The sequence below is a fragment of the Massilia sp. CFBP9026 genome, from assembly GCF_034045165.1.
Classification (GTDB): Bacteria; Pseudomonadota; Gammaproteobacteria; order Burkholderiales; family Burkholderiaceae_D; genus Telluria; species Telluria arenae.
In genome coordinates this window covers 906,693-928,428 of the sequence record NZ_JAXCWH010000001.1, presented here as the reverse complement: position 1 = coordinate 928,428, position 21,736 = coordinate 906,693, and the positions used below count along the sequence as shown (strand labels likewise).

Sequence of the window (21,736 nt, the reverse complement as noted above, 5' to 3'; positions counted from 1 at the left end):
CCGAGGCATGACAGGGCGAAGCGCGGCCTAGAACAGGGTTTGCTGCGGGCTGGTAAGATTGGCAAAGCTGTCGCCCAGGAAGGGCAGGATGGCGTCGGCGACGGGTTCGAGCTGGCGCGTGAGGTAGTGTTCGTAGTCGATCGCGCCGTGGCGTGCTTCCATCGGCTCCGGGCCGTTCAAGGTCATCACGTAGCGGATCCAGCCGCCCTTGCGGTAGAGCGCGGTGCGGCCCTGGCGCAGGTGGTGCTCGTCGGCCATGCGCGCTGCGCGCACGTGCGGCGGGACGTTGCGCTGGTACTCCTCCAGTGGCCGGCGCAGGCGCTTGCGGTAGACGAGATGGTCGTCGCATTCGCCGCGCAGCATGCGCGCGACCAGTTCGCGCACATAGTCTTCGTAGGGCTGACCCTTGAAGATGCGCTCATAGAGGCCCTGCTGGAAGGCTTGCGCGAGCGGCGTCCAGTCGGTGCGCACCGTCTCCAGGCCTTTATAGACCATCTCTTCGCCGCCGTCCTTGGTGGCCGCCAGGCCGGCGTAGCGCTTCTTGCTCCCTTCGTCGGAACCACGCACTGTCGGCATCAGGAAGCGGCGGAAGTGGACGTCGTACTCCAGTTCGAGCGCGCTCTCGATGCCCAATTCGGCCTGCAGGTAAGTGCGCCACCAGCCGTTGACGTGGTCGACCAGCGCCTGTCCGATGCGGCGCGCATCGTCTTCGGCATGTTCGCGCCCCAGCCAGACGAAGGTCGAATCGGTGTCGCCGTAGATCACCTGGTAGCCCTGCTCCTCGATCAGCTCGCGCGTGCGGTGCATGATGTCGTGGCCGCGCATCGTGATCGACGAGGCCAGGCGCGGGTCGAAGAAGCGGCAGCCGGTGGTGCCGAGCACACCGTAGAAGGCGTTCATGATGATTTTCAGCGCCTGTGACAGCGGCGCATTGCTGTCCTTCTTGGCGGCTTCGCGGCCGGCCCAGACCTGGGTCACGATGCCGGGCAGGCAGTGCCTGGTGCGCGAAAAGCGTCCGCCGCGATAGCCCGGCACCGTGGTTTCCTCGGGCTCGCGCAAGCCCTCGACCAGGCCGAGCGGATCGATCAGGAAGGTGCGGATGATCGAGGGATACAGGCTTTTGTAGTCCAGCACCAGCACCGAGTCGTAGAGGCCCGAGCGCGAATCCATCACGAAGCCGCCGGGACTGTCGGCGCCGGCGACGTCGCCGATATTGGGTGACACCCGCCCCTGACGGTGCAGCAGCGGCATGTACAGGTGCTCGAACGCCGCCACCGAACCGCCGCTGCGGTCGGCCGCCAACCCGGTCACGCTGGCGCGTTCCAGCAGGAAGGCCATCAGCTTCGTTTTATCGAAGATGCGGGTGACCAGCTCGCAATCCTTGAGGTTATAGTAAGCCAGCGCCGGCTTGTCCTCGGCGAACATGCGGTCGATCTCGGCCATGCGGTCGTGCGGGTTGTCGATCGCCTTGCCCTCGCCCAGCAGGGAGCGCGACACGTTTTCGAGACTGAAGGATGGGAAGCTCCAGGTGGCCGAATGCAGGGCGTCGATGCCGTCGATCACCAGGCGGCCGGCGATGCAGATGAAGTAGTGTTCCTGCTTGCCACCGTGCTCGCGCCATTCGATTGCGCTGCCGTCGCGACCCAGGCGCAGCGGTCGATTGAAACGGTCGGCGTGCTTTTGCAGCACCCGCATGTCGAACTGGATCAGGTTCCAGCCGATGATGGCGTCGGGATCGTGGCGGATGAACCACTCCTCCAGCCGGTCGAGCAGTGCGAGGCGGGTGTCGCAGTATTCGAGTTCAAAATCCCGTTCGCCATCCTCTCCATTGGGTGGCCCGAGCATATAGACCTGGCGCTGGCCGCATCCTTCGAGCCCGATCGAGCGCAGCTCGCCCTGGAAGGTGGTCTCGATATCGAGTGAGACCGTGCGGATCGTCGGCCGGTAGCCGGGCGCCGGCTTCAGGACGGCGTCGACCAGCAACAGCGGATCGCCGTCGACCGGCGTGCCGCCAAAGCTCACCGGCGCCGTGATGAAGCGCTCCATCAGGTAGCGCTCGGGCGGACGCACATCGCCCTCGAACACGTCGAGGCCGTGCTGGCGCAGCTGCTTTTCGATGCGCATCAGCTGGCGGTATTTGCGGCAATACAGGCCGGCGACCGGCCGGTGGCGAAAATCGAGCAGGTCGAGTGGGCGCAGCTCCCATCCGCGTTCATCGCTCAGCAGCTGCTCGACGGTGGCGCGCTGCTCCGCCGGGATGAAAGCCACCGGCTTTTGTACCGGCAGCCGCAGGCGGCGCGGCCCGGCATCGGTGGCGAGCCAGAACTCGACCTCGCAGCCGGTGGCGGTGTCGCGCCAGTGGCGCGTCAGGAGAAAGCCAGTGTCCATCAGCGGTAGCGCTGCAGCTCGGCCTCGGTGAAGCCGGCCTGGCGCCGGCCTTCGATATTGAACGGTCCCTTGAGGACGGGCGCCTTGTAGCGCACGGTCAGTTCGTCGTAGGTGGCGATCGGCTCCAGACCGCGTTCCTCGCACAGGCTGAAGTACCAGCGGTTGCCGATCTCGACGTGCCCTACTTCGTCCACCAGCAGCCGGTCGAGGATCAGGGCCGCGGCCAGGTCGCCGGCCTGGGCGATCTTCTTGCGCAGCGGCGGAATCGCATCGAGCCCGCGCGCCTCCAGGGTGCGCGGCACCAGCGCCATGCGCGCCATGACGTCGTCACTCGTCTTGGCCACCATCTCCCACAGGCTGTCGTGGCCGGGGAAGTCACCGTAGGCATAGCCGAGCGTGGCCAGGTGGGCGCTCAGCATCGTGAAGTGCAGCGCTTCTTCGTCGGCCACGCGCAGCCAGTCGAGGTAATACTGTTCCGGCATGCCGTGAAAACGCCAAAGCGCGTCCAAAGCCAGGTTGATGGCGTTGAATTCAATGTGTGCGAGGGCGTGGACCAGCATGGCCCGGCCCTCGGGCGTGGCCATCGAGCGGCGGCCGACCTGCAGCGGCGGCACCAGTTCGGGACGGACCGGCCGGCCGGGGATGCCGGCGGGCGCGACGAGCGCGATGCCGGTGTCGATGCGCACGTCCCCGCCCTGGCAGGCGGCAGTCAATGCGGCGACCGCCTGGGCCTTGGTTGCGGGATCGGTTTCGAGCAGCGCGTGCAGCGCGGCGGCGCGGAGTTCCATGGTGATGACTAGTCAGGCGAAAGACGGCATTTTACTCAATCCGTCTTCCTCCGTGGACGGGAAGGTATATACGCAGCGCTTGCGCATCGCCAAGTCTCGATGCACATGAGCATGCAATAGTTTCCTGATTGTTCTTTGTGACCCAACAGGAGGTTCTGAATGCGCTGGATGCAATGGTGCAGAGCTCACCGCCGATTGACTGTCCTGGCGCTGATCATATTGTTCGTCGTCATCTATTTTCAGCTGAACTCCGTTGAGGTCCAGGCGCGGAAACTGGGCAATCGGCCATTTACTCCGGAAGCGTGGGCGACCGCATCCCAGCTAATGCGGGCAGAGATGACTGCATCCCTGCTGGACCAGTACGACACGTCGAGCTTCACCCGGCACGACGTCGTCGCCCTGCTCGGACCGCCCACCGGCTACTATGACCACGACACGAACCCAGCCTATTTCGTCGGACCCACGACGGTCGAAAGCATGTATGGCAAGGGTTACCTCCTGGTTTTCCAGACAAACAAATATGATGGAGAGGTCGACAGCGTCTTCTTCTTTCCGGAAGTGGAATAAGTCGTCCGGCCGGACCAGCCCTACATCTGCCGGAACAAATGTGCATACACGGGACTCACCCGAGGCTTATCTGCCCGCCCGCGCAGGTTCAGGGTCACTTTGCCCATGTCATCACGCCCCGCGCTTAACACGCACGCCATATTTACCACCATGCTGCGGCTGACCTGGCGGAACCGGTCCGGATCCAGCTGCGGCAGCAAATCCTTCAGCGGCACCCGGATCAGTGCCTCGCTGTCCACCGTCGCCACGTTCACGTACTTGTCGACCGCCTGGAAGAACACCACGTCCGCCACCGGAATCATGCGCACCACATTGCCGACCGCCGCCCGCACAGTCGTCAAGCGCTCGCTCGACGCTGCCGCCGGCAGCAGCGCCTGGAGCTGGCCGAGCAGCTGGGCCAGCGAGTCCGGGTCCGCCACGCCCACTGCCGGCTCCCGGCGCGCCTCGACCAGCGTGCGCAGGCGCTCTACCGTCTTAGCCAGCCGCCCCGCGCTGACCGGCTTGAGCACGTAGTCGACCGCGGCCCGTTCGAAAGCCTCGACCGCGTAGTCGTCGAAGGCGGTCACGAACACGATGTGCGGGAACGGCTGTGGCCCTTCCCAGCGCTCGGCCAACTCCTCGGCCGCCTCCAGCCCGGTCTGGCCGGGCATGCGGATGTCGAGGAACAGTACGTCCGGACGCAACGCCAGCGCCTGCTCCACCGCCTCCAGGCCATTCGGCGCCTTGCCCACGATTTCCAGTTCCGGCCACAAGCCCTGCAAGGTCTTGGCCAGGGTAGCTGCGAGGATCGGTTCGTCTTCTGCAATCAGGGCGCGGGTCATGCGGTGGTCTCCAGGGGAAGGGTCAGTCGGGCCAGCGTGCCTTGTGGCGAGGCTGGCGTCAGGGTAATCGTCGCGCGATCGCCGTACAAGGCCTCGAGACGCTCGCGGGTGGTCGATACGCCCACCCCGCTTCCGCGCCGACTGGACACCTGTATCAGGCCCAGGCCTGTGTCGCGCACCTCGATCACGAGGCTGTCGCCGGCCACGCTGGCCTTGACGACGATCTCGCCGCCATCGACCTTTGGCTCCAGCCCGTGCACGATCGCGTTTTCCACCAGCGGCTGCAGCAGCATCGTGGGCAGGCGCGCCGTCTTCAGTTCGGGCGGCAGCTCGAGGCGATAGGCCAGCCGCTCGCCCATGCGCACCCCCATCAGGCCCAGATAAGCTTGCATTGCCGCGAATTCCTGCTCCAGGGTCGTGCTCTCGGCGCGCGAGACGCTCAGGGTCGCGCGCAGGTACTGGATCAGCTGGTCGAGCATCTCGCTGGCGCGGTCGGGGTCGATGGCGATCAGGCCCTGCAGGTTGGCCAGCGTATTGAACAGCATGTGCGGCTCGATCTGGGCCTGCAGCAGACGCAGTTGCACCTGCAGCGCCTGGCGCTCGATGATCTCGGCGCGCAGCCTTGCCGCCGCATGCTCTTCCTCGATGCGGCGCACGCGCTCGCGGTACCTCACCAGCACGACCATTATCATGGTGCCCAGCATGGTGAACAAGACCATGCTCATACGGGCTGGCGTCGGATACTCGGCCAGCGTCGGCGTGGAGATCCCGAGCATCATGCCGCCGACGCGCAAGCCGGTGAAGTGCGCCACCGGCGCCGTCGCGACAGCCAGCGCCAGGAAAGGCACCCATTCGCGCACGCCCCAGCCGCGCCGGTCCCACCATAGCAGCCGGCCGCCGTTGACGATGGTGAAGGCAACGATGCCGATCACGATCGACACCACCAGATTTTCGACGAAGTGCCCGGTCACCAGGCCGATGAAGACCGCCGCGACGACGCTGACCGCCATCGACAGCGGCAGGTCGGCGAGCAGGCGACGCATGCGCGAACGCGGCGCAGGCAGGAGAGATCGGATGGGACTGGACATGCTGGCTCGCTTGACTGAAAGTAAAGCCATTGTGCCCAGCAGGCGGGAGTCCGGCAATCCGCGTTGCGACGAACCGGAGAAAGGATGGCGCCAAGCGGCTCCGGCGTCGACCGAAACCGCTCGAGGTGGCGTTTAAAAGCGGTAGTTGACCTTCACCGACGCCACCCGGCCGCGCGGATCGCCCTGGGTGTAATCGAAGAACGCGGTCGACGAATCCCACGACGGACGCTTGTCGCCCAGGTTATGCACGATGAAGCTGACGGTGGCCGCCTCGGTCGCCTTCCACGCCAGGTTCAGGTCGAAGGTGCCATATGGCTTGACGCGTTCGCCCGGACGGGTGGTCTGCTCGTAGCCATCGATGTAGTTCCACACCAGCGTATTGCTCCAGTCCTGGATGTCCCAGGTCAGGCCCGTCACGCCGCGCCACTTCGGGATCGAGCCGAAGTAATTGTTGCCGGCGCCCTCGGTCAGCGGCCGGCCGACGGCCAGCGGCTGTTCGAACGTCAGCACGCGGCTCAGTTGTGCGTTCACGGTCAGCTTGCCGTAGGCGGCCAGCGGCTGCACGTGGCGCAGGTCGATGTCGAAGCCGGATACCGAGCGGTTGCCCTGGTTGGCATACTGGCGGTACAGGGTCAGGATGCGGCCCTGGGCATCGCGCACGATCTTGCCCGGAGCGCTCGCTTCGTTGGCGATGATGTTGTCGGCCGATTCGGTGCCGATCACACCTTCCGTGCGGATGCGGTAGAAGTCCAGGCCCAGGCTGGTGCGGTTGTTCGGGGCTAGTACGATGCCGAAGTTGGCATTGGTCGAACGTTCCGGCGACAGGTCGGGGTTGGCGATCGTCAGGTTGGTGATGCCGCGCGCCTGGGTCGGCGAGATCGGATCGCGCGGATCGACCACGTTGCCGTAGCTGACCGAGGTCGAGTTGGTGATCTCGGGCAGCGACGGCGCACGGAAGCCTCGCGACAGCGTGCCGCGCACCAGCAGCCACGGCGCCGCCTGCCAGCGCACGCTGGCTTTCGGCGAGAAGGCGCTGCCGAAGTCGTCGTAATGGTCGCCGCGGCCGGCCAGGTTGACGCTCAAGTCTTTCAGCACCGGCACGTTCAGCTCGGCGAACAGCGCCGCCACGTCGCGGCTGCCGTCGATGATGTTGATCGCCGGTCGCAGCTCGGTGCCCGACAATACCGCGGTCGAGGTCTGCGAATCCATCTCTTCGCGGCGCCACTGGGCGCCCGCGGCGAAGCCGAGGGCGCCGGCCGGCAGCTGCGCCAGTTCGCGGGTGGCGCTCAGGTCGACGGTGGTGAGCTTCGATTCGGCCGGGCGCAAGGTCGACAGGCGCAGGCGGTTGCGTACTTCTTCGCTGTTGTTGGCCTGGTTGACGAAGTCATAGCTGCCGTCCGCCAGCACCTTCTCGAACTCGTAGCGGTTGACGAAGTTCTGTACGCTCTCTTTCAGCTCGCTGCCGGAATGGCCGACCGAGGCATCGTATTCCCAGCCGCCGGCATAGCCTTTCACGCCGGTCAGCACGCGGAAGAACTCGACGCGGCCCTGCTTCATGCGCGGGCCCAGGTCGAACAGGGTGGCGTTGAACGGCAGCGGCGTGGCGTCGGGATTGTTCGGATGGCCGACCGGCAGCACGACGTTGATATTGTCCAGCTGCTGGGTGCCGTTGTTCCAGGCGCGCAGGCCGGTGCCGACGGTCAGCGGCGCGCTGAAGGTCTGGTCGGCGCGCGAGCGGCCGTACAGCACCTCGGCATAGGCCTCGTGGTCCTGGCCCAGCTTGACGGTGCCGCGCAGCGAGGCGTGGGCGCGCTGGATGCCCGGGATCAGGGTCTTGTAGGTGGCCGGGTTATAGGCCAGCACGTTACCGCTCCGGCCCGGGGTGATCTCGCCATACGGCTGGACTGCCAGCGGGCCCGCATTCGCGCCGGACGCTCCGCCCAGCCACTGGGTCGGATCGTTGTTGACGTAATTGGTCGGCACCCAGGCCAGGGTGCCGTTCGGATTGCCGCGGAAGTCGCTGCCCGCCATCCAGCCCACCTGGTCCTGCTGCAGCTTGTCGCGCCACTGCGCGTCTGCCGAGAACACGACACTATAGCCATCCTCGACCAGCGAACCGAAGCCGGTCTGCAGGGTCACGCTCTTGTCGTCCTGGCCGGTGCCCTCGGTGGAGCGGCCGACCTGGGCGCTGATCTCGGTGCCCTTGACCTCTTTATAGAGAATGATGTTGACCACGCCGGCGACGGCGTCCGAACCGTAGACCGACGAGGCGCCGTCCTTGAGCACCTCGATGCGCTGCACCGCCGCCATCGGCAGGCTGTTCAGGTCGACGAAGACTTCCTGCAGGTTCTGGGCGGTGGCATAGGGGCTGACGCGCTTGCCGTTCACCAGGATCAGGGTGTTCTTCTGGCCCAGGCCGCGCAGCGACAGGCCGGCGGTTCCAGCCGAGAAGCTGCCGGTAAACTGCTCGTTATAGCTGTTGCCGCTATTGGCCGAGATCGAGCGGATCACGTCGGCGATGCTGGACTTGCCGGTGGCGGCCAGCTCCTTGGCGGAGATGACCTGAACGGCGCTGGCGCCTTCCTTCTGGGTGGTGCGGATGTTGGAGCCGGTGACGACGACTTTCTCGATGTCCTGGGCGGCGGCGTGTTGCGAGAATGCGGCGGCGAGCGCCACGACGATAGCGAGTGGTTTGTGCATGGTATTCCTGGTGGTGGTCTACCCGCCGGCGGTGCTCCCGGCCCCGCAGCGGGCGTGCGCTTCCTGCCCCATCCTTGTTGGACAGGTACGGAAGACGGCGGTATGGATCAGGCGATCAGGTGCGCGGCATTCGACAGCACGACCCGACGATGCTCGGCATGTGCGCCGCGCGGGTTCGTGAAGTGGGATGCTGCAAATGCGTCATGGCTGAATGATCGTTGAATTCCTGTGGAAGACGCATAATACCTAGCGGAAATGCTATGCCAAACGAATAAATAAATACAAGCTTATGCAAATCGCCATCGAAACGCCCTGCCGGCCATGCGATTGACCGCACTTGCTCAACATGTCATATTGCAATTTTTTCTATCCCAAGGAAGTCCACGCATGCGTCACCTTGTCTCTGCCCTCGGCTTTTCCGTCGTCCTCGCCGGCTGCGCGGTCCATGCCGAAGCGCCACGCGCGCCCTCCAATACAGCGCTGACCAGCCAGATCTCGGCCGACTCGCTGCGCGGCCACCTGTCCTTCCTGTCGTCCGACCTGCTGGAGGGCCGCGGCACACCATCGCGCGGCGTCGACCTGGCCGCCGAATACATCGCAGCCCAGTTCCGCCGCGCCGGCCTGGAAGCAGCGGGCGACGACGGCTACTACCAGACCGCCAACTGGCAATACGCCATGCGCGGCGAGAAAGACATCACGATCACGGTGACGGCCGGTGGCAAGACGATCGATGTGCCACTGGGCGGCGCCTCGGCCAACTTCGTCGATCCGGTTACCCTCAAGAACACGCCTGCCGTGTTCATGCAGTGGCAGGCGGCGCTGGACGACAAGAGTGCGGCCAACGGCAAGGTGCTGGTCGTGCCCGCCGCGGCGATTCCCGGCGCGGCCGCCACCCTGCAAGCCAAGCTGCAGAGCAAGCCTGCGCTGATCGTGATGATCGACCGCGAACGCCGCCACGGCCGCACCCAGGGCGGCTGGCTGATCGACCCTAGCCAGCCGGTGGCCAAGGACGGCCCGCCGGTCGTGCTGCTGCACGCGGCCGACGTCGCCGGCATGCTCGAACAGGGCGGCGCCAGCGTGGCCGCCAGGGTGGTGGCGCCGACCGTCAGCCCGGTCAAGCTGCGCAATGTGATCGGCGTCCTGCGCGGGTCGGATCCGCAACTGAAGAGCACTTACGTGATGCTCAGCGCCCACTACGACCACCTGGGCATCCGCGACGGCGAGATCTATAACGGCGCCAACGACGACGGCAGCGGCACCGTGTCGATGATCGAGATCGCTGCGGCCATGTCCGCACAAAAGGAGCGTCCGCGCCGCAGCATCGTGTTCGTCGCCCTGTTCGGCGAAGAGCTGGGACTGCTCGGATCGCGCTACTACGCGAAGAACCCGGTGTTCCCGCTGAAGGACACCGTAATGAACCTGAACCTCGAGCAGCTGGGCCGCACCGATGACAGCGAAGGCCCGCAAGTGGGCTCGGCGACCATGACCGGCTTCGACTACTCGACCGTCGGCACGACCCTGCAGCGCGCCGCCGATAGCACCGGCATCCGCTTCTGGAAACACCCGACCAATAGCGACCGCTATTTCGCGCGCAGCGACAACCAGGCGCTGGCCGATGCCGGCGTGCCGGCCCACACGCTGGCGGTGGCCTTCGGCTTCCCTGACTACCACGGCAAGGACGACACCTGGGACAAGATCGACTACGACAATATGGCGCGCGTGAGCCGCATGATCGCCGTCGCCCTGCAGGACATCGCCAACGACACGGCCAAGCCGGCATGGACCGACGTGCCCAACGCCGCCAAATACCGCGAGGCGGCGCGCGCGCTGCACGCCGCGCCTTGACGTCAGCCTCCACGTGATCGCCGGCCTGTCGATCCGCCCAGCCGGCGCGCCTGCGCCGATACGGGTCGACAGCATGCGGCTGATCGCGGGCAGCGGCGCCGAGGGCGACCGCCATCTCGATCCGCTGTCCCCCCGCCAGCTGCTACTGGCTTCCTGTGCCAGCTACGCCGACCTTCTGCTCCCGCCGCAGGCGCTGCGCGAAAACCTCCTGTTCGACGACGACATCGACCGCCTGCCTTCCGGAACCGTGCTGCAGATCGGGGACGAAGCGAAGGTGCGCCTGATGTTTGCCTGCGAAGCCTGCGGCCGGCTCGACCTGCATGGCGAGCGGCTGGCGGCAAGGATCGGCGCCAGGCGCGGCGTCCTCGCGCGCGTGGTCGAGGGCGGCGTCATTCGTCCGGGCGATCCGGTGCGCGATCTCGGCCAGGGTTTCGCATCGTGGCCGGAAGACTGGCGCCTGCGCATCGCCCAGGTGCTCGACGCCGTCCCTGCAGGCGCCGTGGTCGAATACGCCCAGTTGGCGCGCCTGGCGGGCATCCAGTCCAGCTATTGCCGTGCCTTTCCACGTCTGCTGCGCGGGCTAGGCGCCACGTACGCGCACAAGGCCGTCGCGGCGCGCACGCTCACTTCCCGGCCGCGCTGGACGGGTGCGGGCCTGTTCGATCAGGACCCGCTTCCGCCTTCCCGCCCAGGATCTCCTCGCTGATCCATGCCTTGACGGCCGCCGTATCGAAAATATTCCCACTGAAGACGCGGGTAGGACGATGCGGAATATTGTCCCCCCGCTCGCGGCCGTCACGCGTCACGACCGGCACCTCGATCACGCCATTATTGCTTGGCAGCGGCGCCCCGAACCCGGTGCCGGTGCGCGAGTCGACCGAGGTCTCGACGCCCACCTGCTCGACTCCCGGAAACCGTTTCAGTTCATCGACGAACACCATGCACGCGCTGGCGCAGTTGTAATCGGTCAGCAGCAGCACCCTGGCCTTGACCGGGTTGACCGGCTCCTTCGCCGGCTGCGGGATACCACGCGCATTGGGCGGCGTGACGAAGACCGTCTTCCCGGCCTCGACGGCCTGGCGGTACTTGACGTAGCCCTTGTCGAACGGCGTGCCGTCAGCAGGAGGTATGAGGTCGCCGGTCTCGGCGGCTTCGTCGGCGGCAAAGTACGCCATGATCTCGGGCGTAGTCCGGTAGACGTGCGAGATCCCCAGGCGCGAACGGGCGTGATAGTCGGCATACTCCTTGCCATACAGCGCGCGCAGGAAACCCATGAACCACTCATAGGAGCCGCCGCCGTTGCCACGCACGTCGAGGACGATGACGGATTTGTCCCGCAATGCCGGTGCATCGGCCATGAGCTGTTTGAACGCCTTGCCTTCGGCCTGTGTCTGCATGTGGAATATACCCATGCGCACCCAGGAACCATCGGCGCCGAATGGCGTAACGCCCGTAACCCGGTCGGTGAATGCGATCGCGCTGCGCATATCCGCCGCAAACCTGCTCGCCGCGACCGTCTGCCAATCGAGGGCGACGTTGCGGCCGCCGATCCGGCAGCTGCGCGGTCGCGGCACGAACGGGCTGCCACCATCCCGGAAGACCAGGGGCGCGGCCCGCGCCTTGGTCGACTCCACGCCGGCGATCAGCTGTTCGTAGGTGGCGACACGGCCCACCAGCGCATCCATCGGCTGGCCGTCGCATTGCGTGATCTCCTGACCGGCGAGGTCGCTGCCCTGGGTGGCCACGAGGTAGCGGCCGCCACGATAGGCTGCCATGAAGCCGGGCCACTGGTAGGTGGACGGGGTCAGCGTATGGCGCAGGACCAGATGCAGGTCCTGGAGGGAGCCGACGAAATGGCCAAGCGCGTGACGATAGCCGGCGTAGCTGTCGACGCGCGTCGACTCGGCGTCGAACGTGCGCCGCGCCGTGGCCAGCTTCGCGTGGAAATCGCCGTTCGCCGGGTGGACGGCGGAGATGGATTGGCGCTCGATCCAGTCGTTGATGAAATCCGCGTCCGCCCGCGCCATCGCGGCCCAGGGATTCTGCGGGGCCGCCGCAAGCGCCAGCGACGCGTGCAGGCCGCACAGACCGAAGGCCAGCGCCTTGATCGCGCGAGGCAGTGATAACGTGCTTGTCATGATTCCTCGTTGCTGTCGATGGAAGTACATTGCAGCAAGAGTTTTACCATGTCCCGGTTGCTTCGAATGGATCGCCAACTGCGATTGTGTGTCGCAGATCGTGCGCTACCGGTGCGACGGTGCCTTCGGCTTGAGCCGCGCAACGCCCAGGATCACCAGCGCCAGCCCTCCCAGCTGGTAGATCGACAGCGGCTCTCCCAATAGCAGCCATGCTGCGAACAAGGTCAGCACCGGCCCCAGGTTGCCCACCGCCGCCGCCTGCGCCGCGCCCATGCGCCCGATCGCCAGCGCCAGCCAGTAGATCGGCAGCGCGGTCGAGACCACGGCCATCAGTGCGCCATTGAGCCAGACCGCCGGCGGCAGCGCCGGCAGCGCGGCCAGGTCGCCAGCGGCCATGAAGTGCCCCAGCACGAACACGCACGAAGCGCTGCCGGCCAGGCCGGCCAGGCGCATGGAACCGATCCGGCCCACGAGCGCGCCGGTGCCGAGGTAGTACAGCGCATAGGTTACGGCGCTGGCGAATACCCAGGCCGAGCCCACCATCACGTCACGGCTCCAGCCGGTTACCTGCAGGTCGTGCACGAAGCCGATGCCCAGGCCCAGGTAGCAGATGGCCAGCGCCTGCAGGGTACGCGTCGAGGGCCGCTGGCGCGTGAGGGCAACCTGGAACAGCAGCACCAGGGTCGGATAAAGGTAGAGGATCAGCCGTTCGAGTCCGGCCGTGATGGTTTCGAGCCCGTAGAAGTCGAACAGGCTGGACAGATAGTAGCCAAGAAAACCCAGCACGGCGACGTGGATGCCGTCCTTGGCGGACAGCGGCTCGGCGTCGGGATCGCGCGCCAGCCACGCCAGCCATAGGAACAGCGGCAGCGCGAAGCCCATGCGCAGCGCCAGCAGGGTCAGCGCATCGACGGGCGCCGCCGCATAACCCAGCTTGACGAATACCGCCTTCATGCTGAAGCCGGCGGCGGCCAGCACCGCGTACAGGCGGCCATCCTGCGACCAGCTGCGCAGACGTGCTTGGGTGGGACTCATGATCGGGCTTCGGTGGCAAAGTCCTTATTCTGCCGAGAAAGCTTCCACGTTAGAATGCGTCAATCCTGGACCAGGCCTTCGCGTTTCGAGAAACCCATGCACTTCGACCTCACCGATCTTCGCCTGCTGCTCGCCATCGCCGACTTTGGAAGCCTGAGCAAGGCGGCCGAGCGCTTCCCGATCGCCCTGTCGGCCGCCAGTAATCGCCTGCGTGGGTTCGAGGAAGATTGCGGCGTCGTCGTCTTCACGCGCTCCGCCGGTGGCATGACACCGACGCCGGCCGGCCGCTTCATCCTGGAACGCGCCGCGCGCGTGGTCAGCGAGGCCGACCAGCTGCGAGACACCGTGCGCGAACTGCGCGGGCCGCAGCGCAGCGCGGTGCGCCTGGCCGGCACCACGGTGGCGATCAGCACCTTCCTGCCGGCGGCGCTGGGGGTATTCCTGGCCGACCACCCGTCGGTCGACCTGCAGCTCGAGGAGCGCACCAGCCGCGACATCCTGCAGGCGGTGCGCGACCGCGACATCGAGATCGGCATCCTGGACGGCAACGTGGCCACCGGCGACGTGATCTCGCTGCCCTTTCGCACCGACCGCCTGGTGCTGCTGGTGCCGAACGGCCACCCACTCGAAGAACGCACGGACACCCGGATGCGCGACGCCTTCGAGTTCTCTTTCGTCTGCCTGCCGGCCGAGCGGCCGATGCAGCACTTCATCGAGTCGCGCGCGGTCCAGAGCGGGCGGCCGCTCAAGGTGCGGGTGCGGGCGCCCAGCTTCGACGCCATCGCCCAACTCGTTGCGCAGGACGCCGGCATCGCCATGCTGCCCGAGGCTGCGGCAAGCCGCTTTGCACGCGAGCTGCCGGTTGGCATCGTGCTGCTCGACGAAACCTGGGCCAACCGGGAACTTCGGGTGTGCTTCGCCGATCCGACCACCTTGTCGCCGCACGCCGAAACGTTGTTACGTTATCTAGCGCACAGCGGATGAGTGTTGGAAATGTTGTAATGCTTCCGTCGCGCACGATTGCGGTCGTAGCGTGAGTCAAAGAATTAGCAGTAGGTGTAAGCTAAACGACAACATTTATTTTAAGGAGCACACCATGAAAACCACCATCGCCCTCTCCGCCCTCATGCTGTCCGTCGCCGTCCTGGCAACCGGCTGCAACAAAAACGACAATATGGGCCCAGCGCAAGAAGCCGGCGCCGCCGTCGACAATGCCGGCCGCGCCGTGGCCAATGAAACCCGCGAAGGCGTGGCCGCTGCCGACGCCGCCGCCGAGCGCGCCGGCGACCGTATCGAAGCTGCCGGCGACCGCGCCGAAGCCGCTGCCGACCGCGCTGGCGACCGTATCGACAACGCCACCGCAGAAGTGCGCCAGGAATCGCGTGAAGCGGCAGCCGAAGCCAAGGATGCCGTCAGCGACACCACCGCCGCTGCTGGCCGCAGCGTCGAACGCGCCGGCGAAAAAATGCAGGACGCTTCGAAGTAATCCGGTAGCATCTGACGCATCGACAAGCCGCAAGGCCGGGTAACCGGCTTTGCGGCTTTGCGGCTTGTTCTCTGCTATGCTGGAGCGCCCAACGCACAGCAGATGCCCGCATTCATGCCACGTCCGCACCTGTCTTTCCTGGCGCTTCATCTCGCCTGCCTCTCCCTTTTCCTCACCCCTGCCGCACTCGCCTCCGCCGCCCTGCCATCGCATCGCCTCGACAATGGCGTGGTAGAAGCGCGCGTATCGGAAGTCGCCGGCGGCCGCCTGCTGTCGTTCGCGCTGAAGGGCCAGCCCAACTTCCTGCTCATCGACGAAGCCGCCGGCGATCCCGATGCGCCTCCGGACGCGACATCGGGCTATATCCGCTACCAGGGTCATGAGGTCTGGATCGGTCCGCAACGCGAGTGGTGGGTGCACCAGGACGTCAATCCGGCGCGCGCCGCGGCCAAGGCGACCTGGCCGCCCGACCCCTGGCTGAGTCTCGCGAAGTACGCACTGGTGCACAAAAAGCAGGACGAGATCGTGCTGGACAGCCCGGCCAGTCCGGTGTCCGGCATCGGCCTGCGCAAGCGCTATGCCCTGGTCGCAGGCAAGCCTGGCAGCCTGCGGCTGGACGCCGAGGCCACCAACCACAGCGGCAAGCTGGCGGGTCGCGACATCTGGTTCAATACGCGCGTGCCGGCGCACACGATGGCCTATGTGCCGGTGGCGGCGCGGGAAGACGTTCGGATCGAGCCGGCTGGAGCGCTGCACTACACATTGGGCGGCGGCCTGTTGTCGCTGGATTTGCCGATGCCGGGTGACGCACCACGCAAGGGCAAGCTGTTCGCCCAGCCGTCACACGGATGGCTGGCGGCGTTCCGCGATGGCCAGGCGCTGGTGATCCAGTTCACCCACCAGCCGCGCGCCGCGATCCACCCGGCCCAGGGCCAGGTCGAGCTGTACCAGGACGCCGACGCGCGCGCGGCGGACAAGGGCATGCTGGAGCTGGAAGTGCACGCGCCCTATGTCGAGCTGGCGCCCGGAGAAGCGATGCGGGCGTCGGAGCTGTGGACCATCCTGCCCTACCACGGTCCCGCCACCCGCGACGCCCACCTGGAATTCCTGCGCCGGCATGCGGCGCAGCTCGGAATTTTAATCCCGTAAGAACGGCGTCTCGGCCACGCCCTTGACACCGGGTCGCAGCAACACCACGGCGCCGGCATCCCCCCCCGTGCCCGGATCGATCGACGTCACCAGCAGCAGGTCGAGATCCGGCCCGCCGAATGCGCACATCGACGGCTTGGCCATCGGCAGTTCGATCTCGCGATCGAGCTTGCCCGCCGGCGTATAGCGCTGCACCACGCCGCCATCGTTGGCGCAGGTCCAGTAGCAACCGTCGGCATCGACCGCGGCGCCATCGGGCCGGCCCTTCTGGCCGTTCAGGTCGAGGAACACCCGCTGGTCATGGGGCAGGCCGGCGTCGACGTCGTAGTCGAAGGCCCAGACCATGCGGCGCTGCGGGTGGGAGTCGGACAGATACATCGTCTTCCCGTCTGGCGACCAGGCCAGCCCGTTCTGGGTCAGCATATCCGACACCACCGGCCCGTGCAGGCCGTCACGGCCCGAGTAGCGATACAGCCCGCCGACCGCGCGCGCGGCGCCCATATCCATGAACATGGTGCCGCTCCAGAAGCGGCCCTGGCGATCGCAGCGGCCGTCGTTGAAGCGCATGCCCTCGCCCAGCTCCGTGGCCGGCGGCGCGGCCAGCCGGCTGGCGCCGACCGAGCCGTCGTCGTTCAGGTCGAGATGGAAGATCCCGCTCTCCATCCCCGCCACCAGTTCGCCGCCGCCGCTGCCGGCAATGCAGGCCACCATTTCCGGCGCCAGCCAGCGGCGCAGTTCCCCGCTGGCGTGGTCGCGCCGCCAGATGCGGCGGGCGGGAATATCGACCCAGTACCAGGCCTGTTCCCCCGCATGCCACATCGGGCTCTCACCGGTCGCGCAATGCACGCCGGCGACGATTTCCATTTCCATCGACATCCTTACAGGTCCTTGATTTCACGGTGCTGCGGCACCAGCGCCTTCATCACGCACCAGGCCACCAGATAAGCCAGCGCGCAGATCGAGAACATGATCATATAGCCGGTCGACAGCTGGCCCAGCGCGCCATAGTGGTCGAACAGCCAGCCACCGAGCTTGGTCAACAGCACGCCGCCCAGGCCGCCGGCCATGCCGCCGATACCGACCACCGAGCCGACGCTGTGTTTCGGGAACATGTCCGACACCGTCGTGAACAGATTGGCCGACCAGGCCTGGTGGGCCGAGGCGCCGATGCCGATCAGGATAACGGGAATCCAGAAGCCCAGGTAACCCAGCGGTTGCGCCAGCAGCACTACCAGCGGGCACAGGGCGATCAGCAGCATGGCGCGCATGCGGCCATGGTAGATATCGGAGCCGCGGTTCAGGAAGTAGGTCGGCAGCCAGCCGCCGCCGATGCTGCCCACCATCGTCATGCTGTACAAGACGGCCAGCGGCAGGATCATGGCAGTGGCCGACATGCCGTATTGCGCCGACATGTACTTGGGCAGCCAGAACAGGAAGAACCACCACACGCCGTCGGTCAGGAATTTACCGGCGACGAAGGCCCAGGTCTGGCGGTAGCTGAGCAGCTTGAACCACGAGCTTTTCGCCACTTGCGTGTTGTCGACCGCGGCCGGGCTGACGCCGGCGTCGCTGTTGATGTAGGCCAGTTCGGCCGCGCCGACGCGCGGCGAGCGTTCCGGCACGTCGTACAGCCAGATCCAGATCCCCATCCAGACGAAGCCGATGGCGCCGATCACGATGAAGGCCGCCTGCCAGCCCCAGAACTCGGCGATCACCGGCACCGTCAGCGGCGCCAGGATGGCGCCGACGTTGGCGCCCGAGTTGAAGATGCCGGTCGCGAACGAGCGCTCGCGCTTGGGGAAGTATTCGGCGGTGGCCTTGATCGCGGCCGGGAAGTTGCCGGCTTCGCCGATGGCAAGGATCGCGCGGCCGATCATGAAGCCGGCGATCGACACCGGCACCACGGCCAGCCCGATGGAGGTGAACACGGTGTTGACCGCCTCCCCGATCCAGATCGCGTAGGCGTGGGCGATGGCGCCGAGCGACCAGACGACGATGGCCACCACGTAGGCGCGCTTGGTGCCCATGCGGTCGATCACGCGACCGGCGAACAGCATCGAGATGGCGTAGACGAACTGGAAGGTGGCTGCGATGTTCGCGTAGTCGGTGTTGGACCAGCCGAATTCGGCGGACAACATCGGTGCGAGCAGGCTGAGGACCTGGCGGTCCAGGTAATTGATGGTGGTGGCGAAAAACAGCAGTGCGCAAATCGTCCAGCGATATTTGCCCACCACCGTCTGTGCCGGTGCGAGGTCGATGACTTGCTGATTCATGGTGATCAGTTCTTTACAAGTTAAAACAGCCGGTGTCTCCCCCGGCTGGTGCTGCGACAGAAACTTAAGGCGTTACGCTTTCCCTCCAGCTTGCAGGGTGCCGTCCTGCAGGCGCGCGAGACCCAGCGGATTCTCATCGCGCAGCGCTTCCGGCAGCAGATTGGCAGGTACGTTCTGGTAGCACACCGGCCGCAGGAAGCGGTCGATCGCGCTGGCGCCGACCGAGGTCGTGCGGCTGTCGCTGGTGGCCGGGAACGGACCACCGTGGACCATGGCGTGCGCCACTTCGACGCCGGTCGGGAAGCCGTTGAACAGCACCCGGCCCGCCTTGCGTTCCAGGATCGGCAGCAGTGCGCCGGCAACGCCGTGGTCCTGGGCCTGGGCGTGGACGGTGACGGTCAGCTGGCCGTGCAATGCCTCGGCCGCCTTCAGCAGCTGATCGGCGTCCTTGAAGCGCACCAGCACCGCGGCCGGGCCGAACACTTCGTCCTCGAGCGCCGCGTTACCCAGATAGGTGTCGGCATCGCACACGTACAGCGCGGCGCGCGCGGCGCAACCGGTGCCCTGCTCGCCGCCCTGGGCGACCAGCTGCAAGCCCTCGACCTGGCCGAACTTGGCCACGCCGGTGTTGTAGGCTTCGTGGATGCCGGCGGTGAGCATGGTGCCGGCGCCCTTGCCTGCCACCGCTTCGCTGGCGGCCTTGACGAAGGCGTCCAGGTCGGCGCCTTCGAGCGCGAACAGCAGGCCCGGGTTGGTGCAGAACTGGCCGACGCCCAGCGTCAGCGAATCGACAAAGCCTTGCGCCAGGCCGGCGCCGCCGGCCTGCAGCGCGGCCGGCAGCAGGAATACCGGATTCACGCTGCTCATTTCGGCGTAGACGGGAATCGGCTCGGAACGGCCGGCGGCGGTGCGCATCAGCGCGGTGCCGCCCTGGCGCGAACCGGTAAAGCCCACCGCCTTGATCGCAGGGTGCGCCACCAGCTGCTGGCCGACCGTGCGGCCATCGCCGTACAGCATCGAGAACACGCCTTCCGGCACGCCGGCTTCTTTCGCAGCGCGCTGGACGGCGCGGCCGACCAGTTCCGAAGTGCCTGGGTGGGCGGCATGGGCCTTGACCACGACAGGGCAGCCGGCCGCCAGCGCCGAGGCGGTGTCGCCACCGGCCACCGAGAACGCCAGCGGGAAGTTACTGGCGCCGAACACGACCACCGGGCCGAGGCCGATCTTGCGCAAGCGCAGGTCGGGACGCGGCGGCGTACGGTCAGGCAGCGCGCTGTCGACCGTCGCGTCCATGAAGTAACCGTCGCGCACCACCTTGGCGAACAAGCGCAACTGGGTCACCGTGCGCATCCGCTCACCTTCCAGGCGCGCCTGCGGCAGGCCGGTTTCGAGCATGGCGCGCTCGATCAGTTCCGGGCCCACGGCCAGGATCTGTTCGGCGATCGCTTCCAGGAAGCGTGCGCGCTGTTCGAGCGGCAGCGCGCGGTAAGGGTCGAAGGCCTGGCCGGCCAGCGCGCAGGCGCGCTCGACGTCGTCGCCGGTCGCCTGGCCGAAGCCCGGCTCCAGGTTGGCGCGGGTGGCCGGGTTGAAGCCGAAGGCCTCGCCGGCGGTGCCGCGCACGCACTGCTGGCCAATGATCATTTCACCGAGAATCGTCATGATTACAGCACTCCGTTCTTCTTCAGCAGGTCGAGCAGCATCGCGTCTTCTTCGGCGGTCAGGTCGGTCAGCGGCGGACGCACCGGACCGGCGCCATGGCCGACCAGGCGGGCGCCGGCCTTGATGATGCTGACGGCGTAGCCGGCCTTGCGGTTGCGGATCTCGAGGTAAGGCAGGAAGAACTCGTCGATCAGGCGGTTGGTGGTGGCGAAATCGTCGTTGGCGGTGGCGTGGTAGAAATCCATCGCCAGTTGCGGCGCGAAGTTGAACACGGCCGATGAGTAGACCGGGGTGCCCAGGGCTTTATAGGCGCCGGCATACACTTCTGCGGTCGGCAGGCCGCCCAGGTAGCTGAAGCGGTCGCCCAGCTTGCGCCAGATCGAGACCATCAGTTCGATGTCGCCGTTGCCGTCCTTGAAGCCGATCAGGTTCGGGCAGCGGTCGGCCAGCTTGGCCAGCGAATCCGGGGTCAGGCGGCAGTTGGCGCGGTTGTAGACCACGACGCCGATCTTCACGGAGCGGCACACCGCTTCGACGTGGGCGATCAGGCCGTCCTGGCTGGCTTCGGTCAGGTAGTGCGGCAGCAGCAGCAGGCCCTTGGCGCCCTGGCGCTCGGCTTCCTGGGCATGCGCGATGGCGGTGCGGGTCGGGCCGCCGCAACCGGCCAGGATCGGCACCACGCTGGCGCAGGTGTCGACCGCGGTCTTGATGATCTGGCCGTATTCCTCGCCATGCAGCGAGAAGTATTCGCCGGTGCCGCCGGCTGCGAACAGCGCGGTCGCGCCGAACGGCGCCAGCCATTCGAGGCGTGCGGCATAGCCTTTTGGATCGAACTCGCCCTGCGCGTCGAAGTCGGTGATCGGGAAGGACAGCAGGCCGTGCGACAGGACTTGCTTGAGTTCATTTGGTTGCATTGCTAGGTCTCCGTAGGTCTAGGTGTTGGACGAAAAGTCGTGCGATCAGGCATATGCCAAAATCAAGTTGTAAGTCATCGTACAACCTAGCGAAGTCGTCCGCAAGCAAAATGTGCGGCTATTTTTTAGTTGAGGGCTCCTTCCAGGCGGCGCTGCGCCTGCACCAGGCGTTCGCGGCTGTTGGACAGGTGGGTGCGCATCGCCGCGCGCGCCGCTTCCGGGTCGCGCCGCTCGATGGCGCGGAAGATATCGTCGTGCTCGCGGCTGACGCGCTCGAGGAAATCGGCTGGCTTGTCCTGTTCCAGCTTGGGCGTATCCAGGCGCGCGCGCGGGATGATGGCATTGCCCAGCTGCGCGAGGATGTCGACGAAATAGCGGTTGCCGGTGGCCTGGGCGATCAAGAGGTGAAAGCGCTTGTCGGCGTCCACCGCCGACCTGCCCTCGGCCATCGCCTGCTGCATCTCGAGCAGCGCGCCGGCCAGCTCGTCGACCTGGTCTTCGCTGCGGCGCACTGCCGCCAGGCCCGCTGTCTCGGTCTCCACGCCGATACGCAGCTCGAGGATGGACAGCACGTCGCGCAGGGTCAGGATGCTTTCGGCGTCCAGGCCAAGGCCCGACTGCGGCCGCTCCAGCACGAAGGTGCCGATGCCGTGCCGGGTCTGCACCAGGCCAGCCGCCTGCAGGTGCGAGATCGCCTCGCGCACCACGGTGCGGCTGACCCCGTACTGCGTCATCAGGGACGATTCGGTGGGCAGCTTGTCGCCCGGCTTGAGCATGCCGTCGCGGATGATGCCGCTGACCTGCTCAACCACGCCCTGTGCCAGACTGCGGTGCTTGCGCTGCGGGAGTACCATGGTTGCCTAGTAAAGAAAGTGAAAAGAAGTC

18 protein-coding genes are annotated in these 21,736 nt (G+C 66.5%); 6 read left to right on the top strand and 12 right to left on the bottom strand.

Annotation, left to right across the window (positions count from 1 at the left end; translation table 11 throughout):
- Positions 1–27 precede the first annotated feature (27 nt).
- Positions 28–2,388 carry a DNA polymerase II gene (locus tag SOM28_RS03755; protein ID WP_320467250.1) on the bottom strand — a complete coding sequence of 787 codons (2,361 nt, stop codon included), beginning with the start codon at positions 2,386–2,388 and terminating at the stop codon, positions 28–30.
- Positions 2,388–3,176 carry a ferritin-like domain-containing protein gene (locus SOM28_RS03750; protein ID WP_320467249.1) on the bottom strand — a complete coding sequence of 263 codons (789 nt, stop codon included), beginning with the start codon at positions 3,174–3,176 and terminating at the stop codon, positions 2,388–2,390. The genes SOM28_RS03755 and SOM28_RS03750 overlap by 1 nt, the downstream gene beginning before the upstream one ends.
- 159 nt (positions 3,177–3,335) lie before the next feature.
- On the opposite strand from SOM28_RS03750, the gene SOM28_RS03745 reads away from it, so the two are divergent.
- On the top strand, positions 3,336–3,743 hold the full coding sequence (locus tag SOM28_RS03745) for a hypothetical protein (RefSeq protein ID WP_320467248.1): 408 nt from the start codon (positions 3,336–3,338) through the stop codon (positions 3,741–3,743).
- Positions 3,744–3,763: 20 nt separating this feature from the next.
- On the opposite strand, the gene SOM28_RS03740 is transcribed toward SOM28_RS03745, so the two are convergent.
- From SOM28_RS03740 to SOM28_RS03730, 3 genes are all read right to left on the bottom strand, one after another.
- Positions 3,764–4,564, bottom strand: coding sequence for a LytR/AlgR family response regulator transcription factor (locus SOM28_RS03740; RefSeq protein ID WP_320467247.1), 801 nt, complete (start codon positions 4,562–4,564; stop codon positions 3,764–3,766).
- Entirely contained in the window at positions 4,561–5,607 is a 1,047-nt protein-coding gene (locus tag SOM28_RS03735) for a sensor histidine kinase (RefSeq protein ID WP_320467246.1), read from the bottom strand. Before SOM28_RS03735 ends, SOM28_RS03740 begins: the two co-directional genes overlap by 4 nt.
- Positions 5,608–5,784: 177 nt before the next feature.
- The gene (locus tag SOM28_RS03730) at positions 5,785–8,352 is read right to left on the bottom strand and encodes a TonB-dependent receptor plug domain-containing protein (protein WP_320467245.1); all 2,568 of its coding nucleotides are present in this window, start codon (positions 8,350–8,352) and stop codon (positions 5,785–5,787) included.
- A 387-nt stretch (positions 8,353–8,739) separates the two neighbouring features.
- On the opposite strand from SOM28_RS03730, the gene SOM28_RS03725 reads away from it, so the two are divergent.
- Together SOM28_RS03725 and SOM28_RS03720 are read left to right on the top strand one after the other, a co-directional pair.
- The gene (locus tag SOM28_RS03725) at positions 8,740–10,197 is read left to right on the top strand and encodes a M28 family peptidase (RefSeq protein ID WP_320467244.1); all 1,458 of its coding nucleotides are present in this window, start codon (positions 8,740–8,742) and stop codon (positions 10,195–10,197) included.
- Positions 10,198–10,210: 13 nt separating this feature from the next.
- Positions 10,211–10,903 (top strand): MOSC domain-containing protein, encoded by a 693-nt coding sequence (locus tag SOM28_RS03720; protein WP_320467243.1) that lies wholly within the window; start codon positions 10,211–10,213, stop codon positions 10,901–10,903.
- Here the strand turns inward: SOM28_RS03720 and SOM28_RS03715 are convergent.
- Together SOM28_RS03715 and SOM28_RS03710 are read right to left on the bottom strand one after the other, a co-directional pair.
- Positions 10,821–12,335: a S41 family peptidase gene (locus SOM28_RS03715; protein ID WP_320467242.1), complete on the bottom strand. Its 1,515-nt coding sequence runs from the start codon at positions 12,333–12,335 to the stop codon at positions 10,821–10,823. The genes SOM28_RS03720 and SOM28_RS03715 overlap by 83 nt on opposite strands.
- A 105-nt stretch (positions 12,336–12,440) precedes the next feature.
- Positions 12,441–13,370, bottom strand: coding sequence for a DMT family transporter (locus SOM28_RS03710; RefSeq protein ID WP_320467241.1), 930 nt, complete (start codon positions 13,368–13,370; stop codon positions 12,441–12,443).
- Between the two features lie 96 nt (positions 13,371–13,466).
- Here SOM28_RS03710 and SOM28_RS03705 point away from each other — a divergent pair, with 96 nt between their 5' ends.
- The 3 genes from SOM28_RS03705 (at position 13,467) to SOM28_RS03695 (ending at position 16,005) form a co-directional block, all read left to right on the top strand.
- Complete coding sequence (locus SOM28_RS03705) at positions 13,467–14,354, top strand: LysR family transcriptional regulator (protein WP_320467240.1); 888 nt, start codon at positions 13,467–13,469, stop codon at positions 14,352–14,354.
- Between the two features lie 112 nt (positions 14,355–14,466).
- Positions 14,467–14,856: a hypothetical protein gene (locus tag SOM28_RS03700; RefSeq protein WP_123070517.1), complete on the top strand. Its 390-nt coding sequence runs from the start codon at positions 14,467–14,469 to the stop codon at positions 14,854–14,856.
- Positions 14,857–14,970: 114 nt separating this feature from the next.
- The gene (locus SOM28_RS03695) at positions 14,971–16,005 is read left to right on the top strand and encodes a DUF4380 domain-containing protein (protein ID WP_320467239.1); all 1,035 of its coding nucleotides are present in this window, start codon (positions 14,971–14,973) and stop codon (positions 16,003–16,005) included.
- Here the strand turns inward: SOM28_RS03695 and SOM28_RS03690 are convergent.
- The 5 genes from SOM28_RS03690 to SOM28_RS03670 all read right to left on the bottom strand — a co-directional run bounded on the left by SOM28_RS03690 (position 15,994) and on the right by SOM28_RS03670 (position 21,705).
- On the bottom strand, positions 15,994–16,869 hold the full coding sequence (locus SOM28_RS03690; protein ID WP_320467320.1) for an SMP-30/gluconolactonase/LRE family protein: 876 nt from the start codon (positions 16,867–16,869) through the stop codon (positions 15,994–15,996). The genes SOM28_RS03695 and SOM28_RS03690 overlap by 12 nt on opposite strands.
- Positions 16,870–16,883: 14 nt before the next feature.
- Entirely contained in the window at positions 16,884–18,278 is a 1,395-nt protein-coding gene (locus SOM28_RS03685; RefSeq protein ID WP_320467238.1) for an MFS transporter, read from the bottom strand.
- Positions 18,279–18,350: 72 nt separating this feature from the next.
- Complete coding sequence (locus SOM28_RS03680) at positions 18,351–19,937, bottom strand: aldehyde dehydrogenase (NADP(+)) (protein WP_320467237.1); 1,587 nt, start codon at positions 19,935–19,937, stop codon at positions 18,351–18,353.
- 2 nt (positions 19,938–19,939) lie between these two features.
- The gene (gene kdgD / locus SOM28_RS03675; RefSeq protein ID WP_320467236.1) at positions 19,940–20,851 is read right to left on the bottom strand and encodes a 5-dehydro-4-deoxyglucarate dehydratase; all 912 of its coding nucleotides are present in this window, start codon (positions 20,849–20,851) and stop codon (positions 19,940–19,942) included.
- Between the two features lie 125 nt (positions 20,852–20,976).
- The gene (locus tag SOM28_RS03670; protein ID WP_123068185.1) at positions 20,977–21,705 is read right to left on the bottom strand and encodes a FadR/GntR family transcriptional regulator; all 729 of its coding nucleotides are present in this window, start codon (positions 21,703–21,705) and stop codon (positions 20,977–20,979) included.
- Between the last annotated feature and the right edge of the window lie 31 nt (positions 21,706–21,736).

Excerpts from the sequence above, each read along its gene's own strand:
- SOM28_RS03755 (WP_320467250.1), bottom strand. The coding sequence starts at position 2,388 with ATGGACACTGGCTTTCTCCTGACGCGCCACTGGCGCGACACCGCCACC.
- SOM28_RS03750 (WP_320467249.1), bottom strand. The coding sequence starts at position 3,176 with ATGGAACTCCGCGCCGCCGCGCTGCACGCGCTGCTCGAAACCGATCCC.
- SOM28_RS03745 (WP_320467248.1), top strand. The coding sequence starts at position 3,336 with ATGCGCTGGATGCAATGGTGCAGAGCTCACCGCCGATTGACTGTCCTG.
- SOM28_RS03740 (WP_320467247.1), bottom strand. The coding sequence starts at position 4,564 with ATGACCCGCGCCCTGATTGCAGAAGACGAACCGATCCTCGCAGCTACC.
- SOM28_RS03735 (WP_320467246.1), bottom strand. The coding sequence starts at position 5,607 with ATGCGTCGCCTGCTCGCCGACCTGCCGCTGTCGATGGCGGTCAGCGTC.
- SOM28_RS03730 (WP_320467245.1), bottom strand. The coding sequence starts at position 8,352 with ATGCACAAACCACTCGCTATCGTCGTGGCGCTCGCCGCCGCATTCTCG.
- SOM28_RS03725 (WP_320467244.1), top strand. The coding sequence starts at position 8,740 with ATGCGTCACCTTGTCTCTGCCCTCGGCTTTTCCGTCGTCCTCGCCGGC.
- SOM28_RS03715 (WP_320467242.1), bottom strand. The coding sequence starts at position 12,335 with ATGACAAGCACGTTATCACTGCCTCGCGCGATCAAGGCGCTGGCCTTC.
- SOM28_RS03710 (WP_320467241.1), bottom strand. The coding sequence starts at position 13,370 with ATGAGTCCCACCCAAGCACGTCTGCGCAGCTGGTCGCAGGATGGCCGC.
- SOM28_RS03705 (WP_320467240.1), top strand. The coding sequence starts at position 13,467 with ATGCACTTCGACCTCACCGATCTTCGCCTGCTGCTCGCCATCGCCGAC.
- SOM28_RS03700 (WP_123070517.1), top strand. The coding sequence starts at position 14,467 with ATGAAAACCACCATCGCCCTCTCCGCCCTCATGCTGTCCGTCGCCGTC.
- SOM28_RS03695 (WP_320467239.1), top strand. The coding sequence starts at position 14,971 with ATGCCACGTCCGCACCTGTCTTTCCTGGCGCTTCATCTCGCCTGCCTC.
- SOM28_RS03690 (WP_320467320.1), bottom strand. The coding sequence starts at position 16,869 with ATGGAAATCGTCGCCGGCGTGCATTGCGCGACCGGTGAGAGCCCGATG.
- SOM28_RS03685 (WP_320467238.1), bottom strand. The coding sequence starts at position 18,278 with ATGAATCAGCAAGTCATCGACCTCGCACCGGCACAGACGGTGGTGGGC.
- SOM28_RS03680 (WP_320467237.1), bottom strand. The coding sequence starts at position 19,937 with ATGACGATTCTCGGTGAAATGATCATTGGCCAGCAGTGCGTGCGCGGC.
- kdgD (WP_320467236.1), bottom strand. The coding sequence starts at position 20,851 with ATGCAACCAAATGAACTCAAGCAAGTCCTGTCGCACGGCCTGCTGTCC.
- SOM28_RS03670 (WP_123068185.1), bottom strand. The coding sequence starts at position 21,705 with ATGGTACTCCCGCAGCGCAAGCACCGCAGTCTGGCACAGGGCGTGGTT.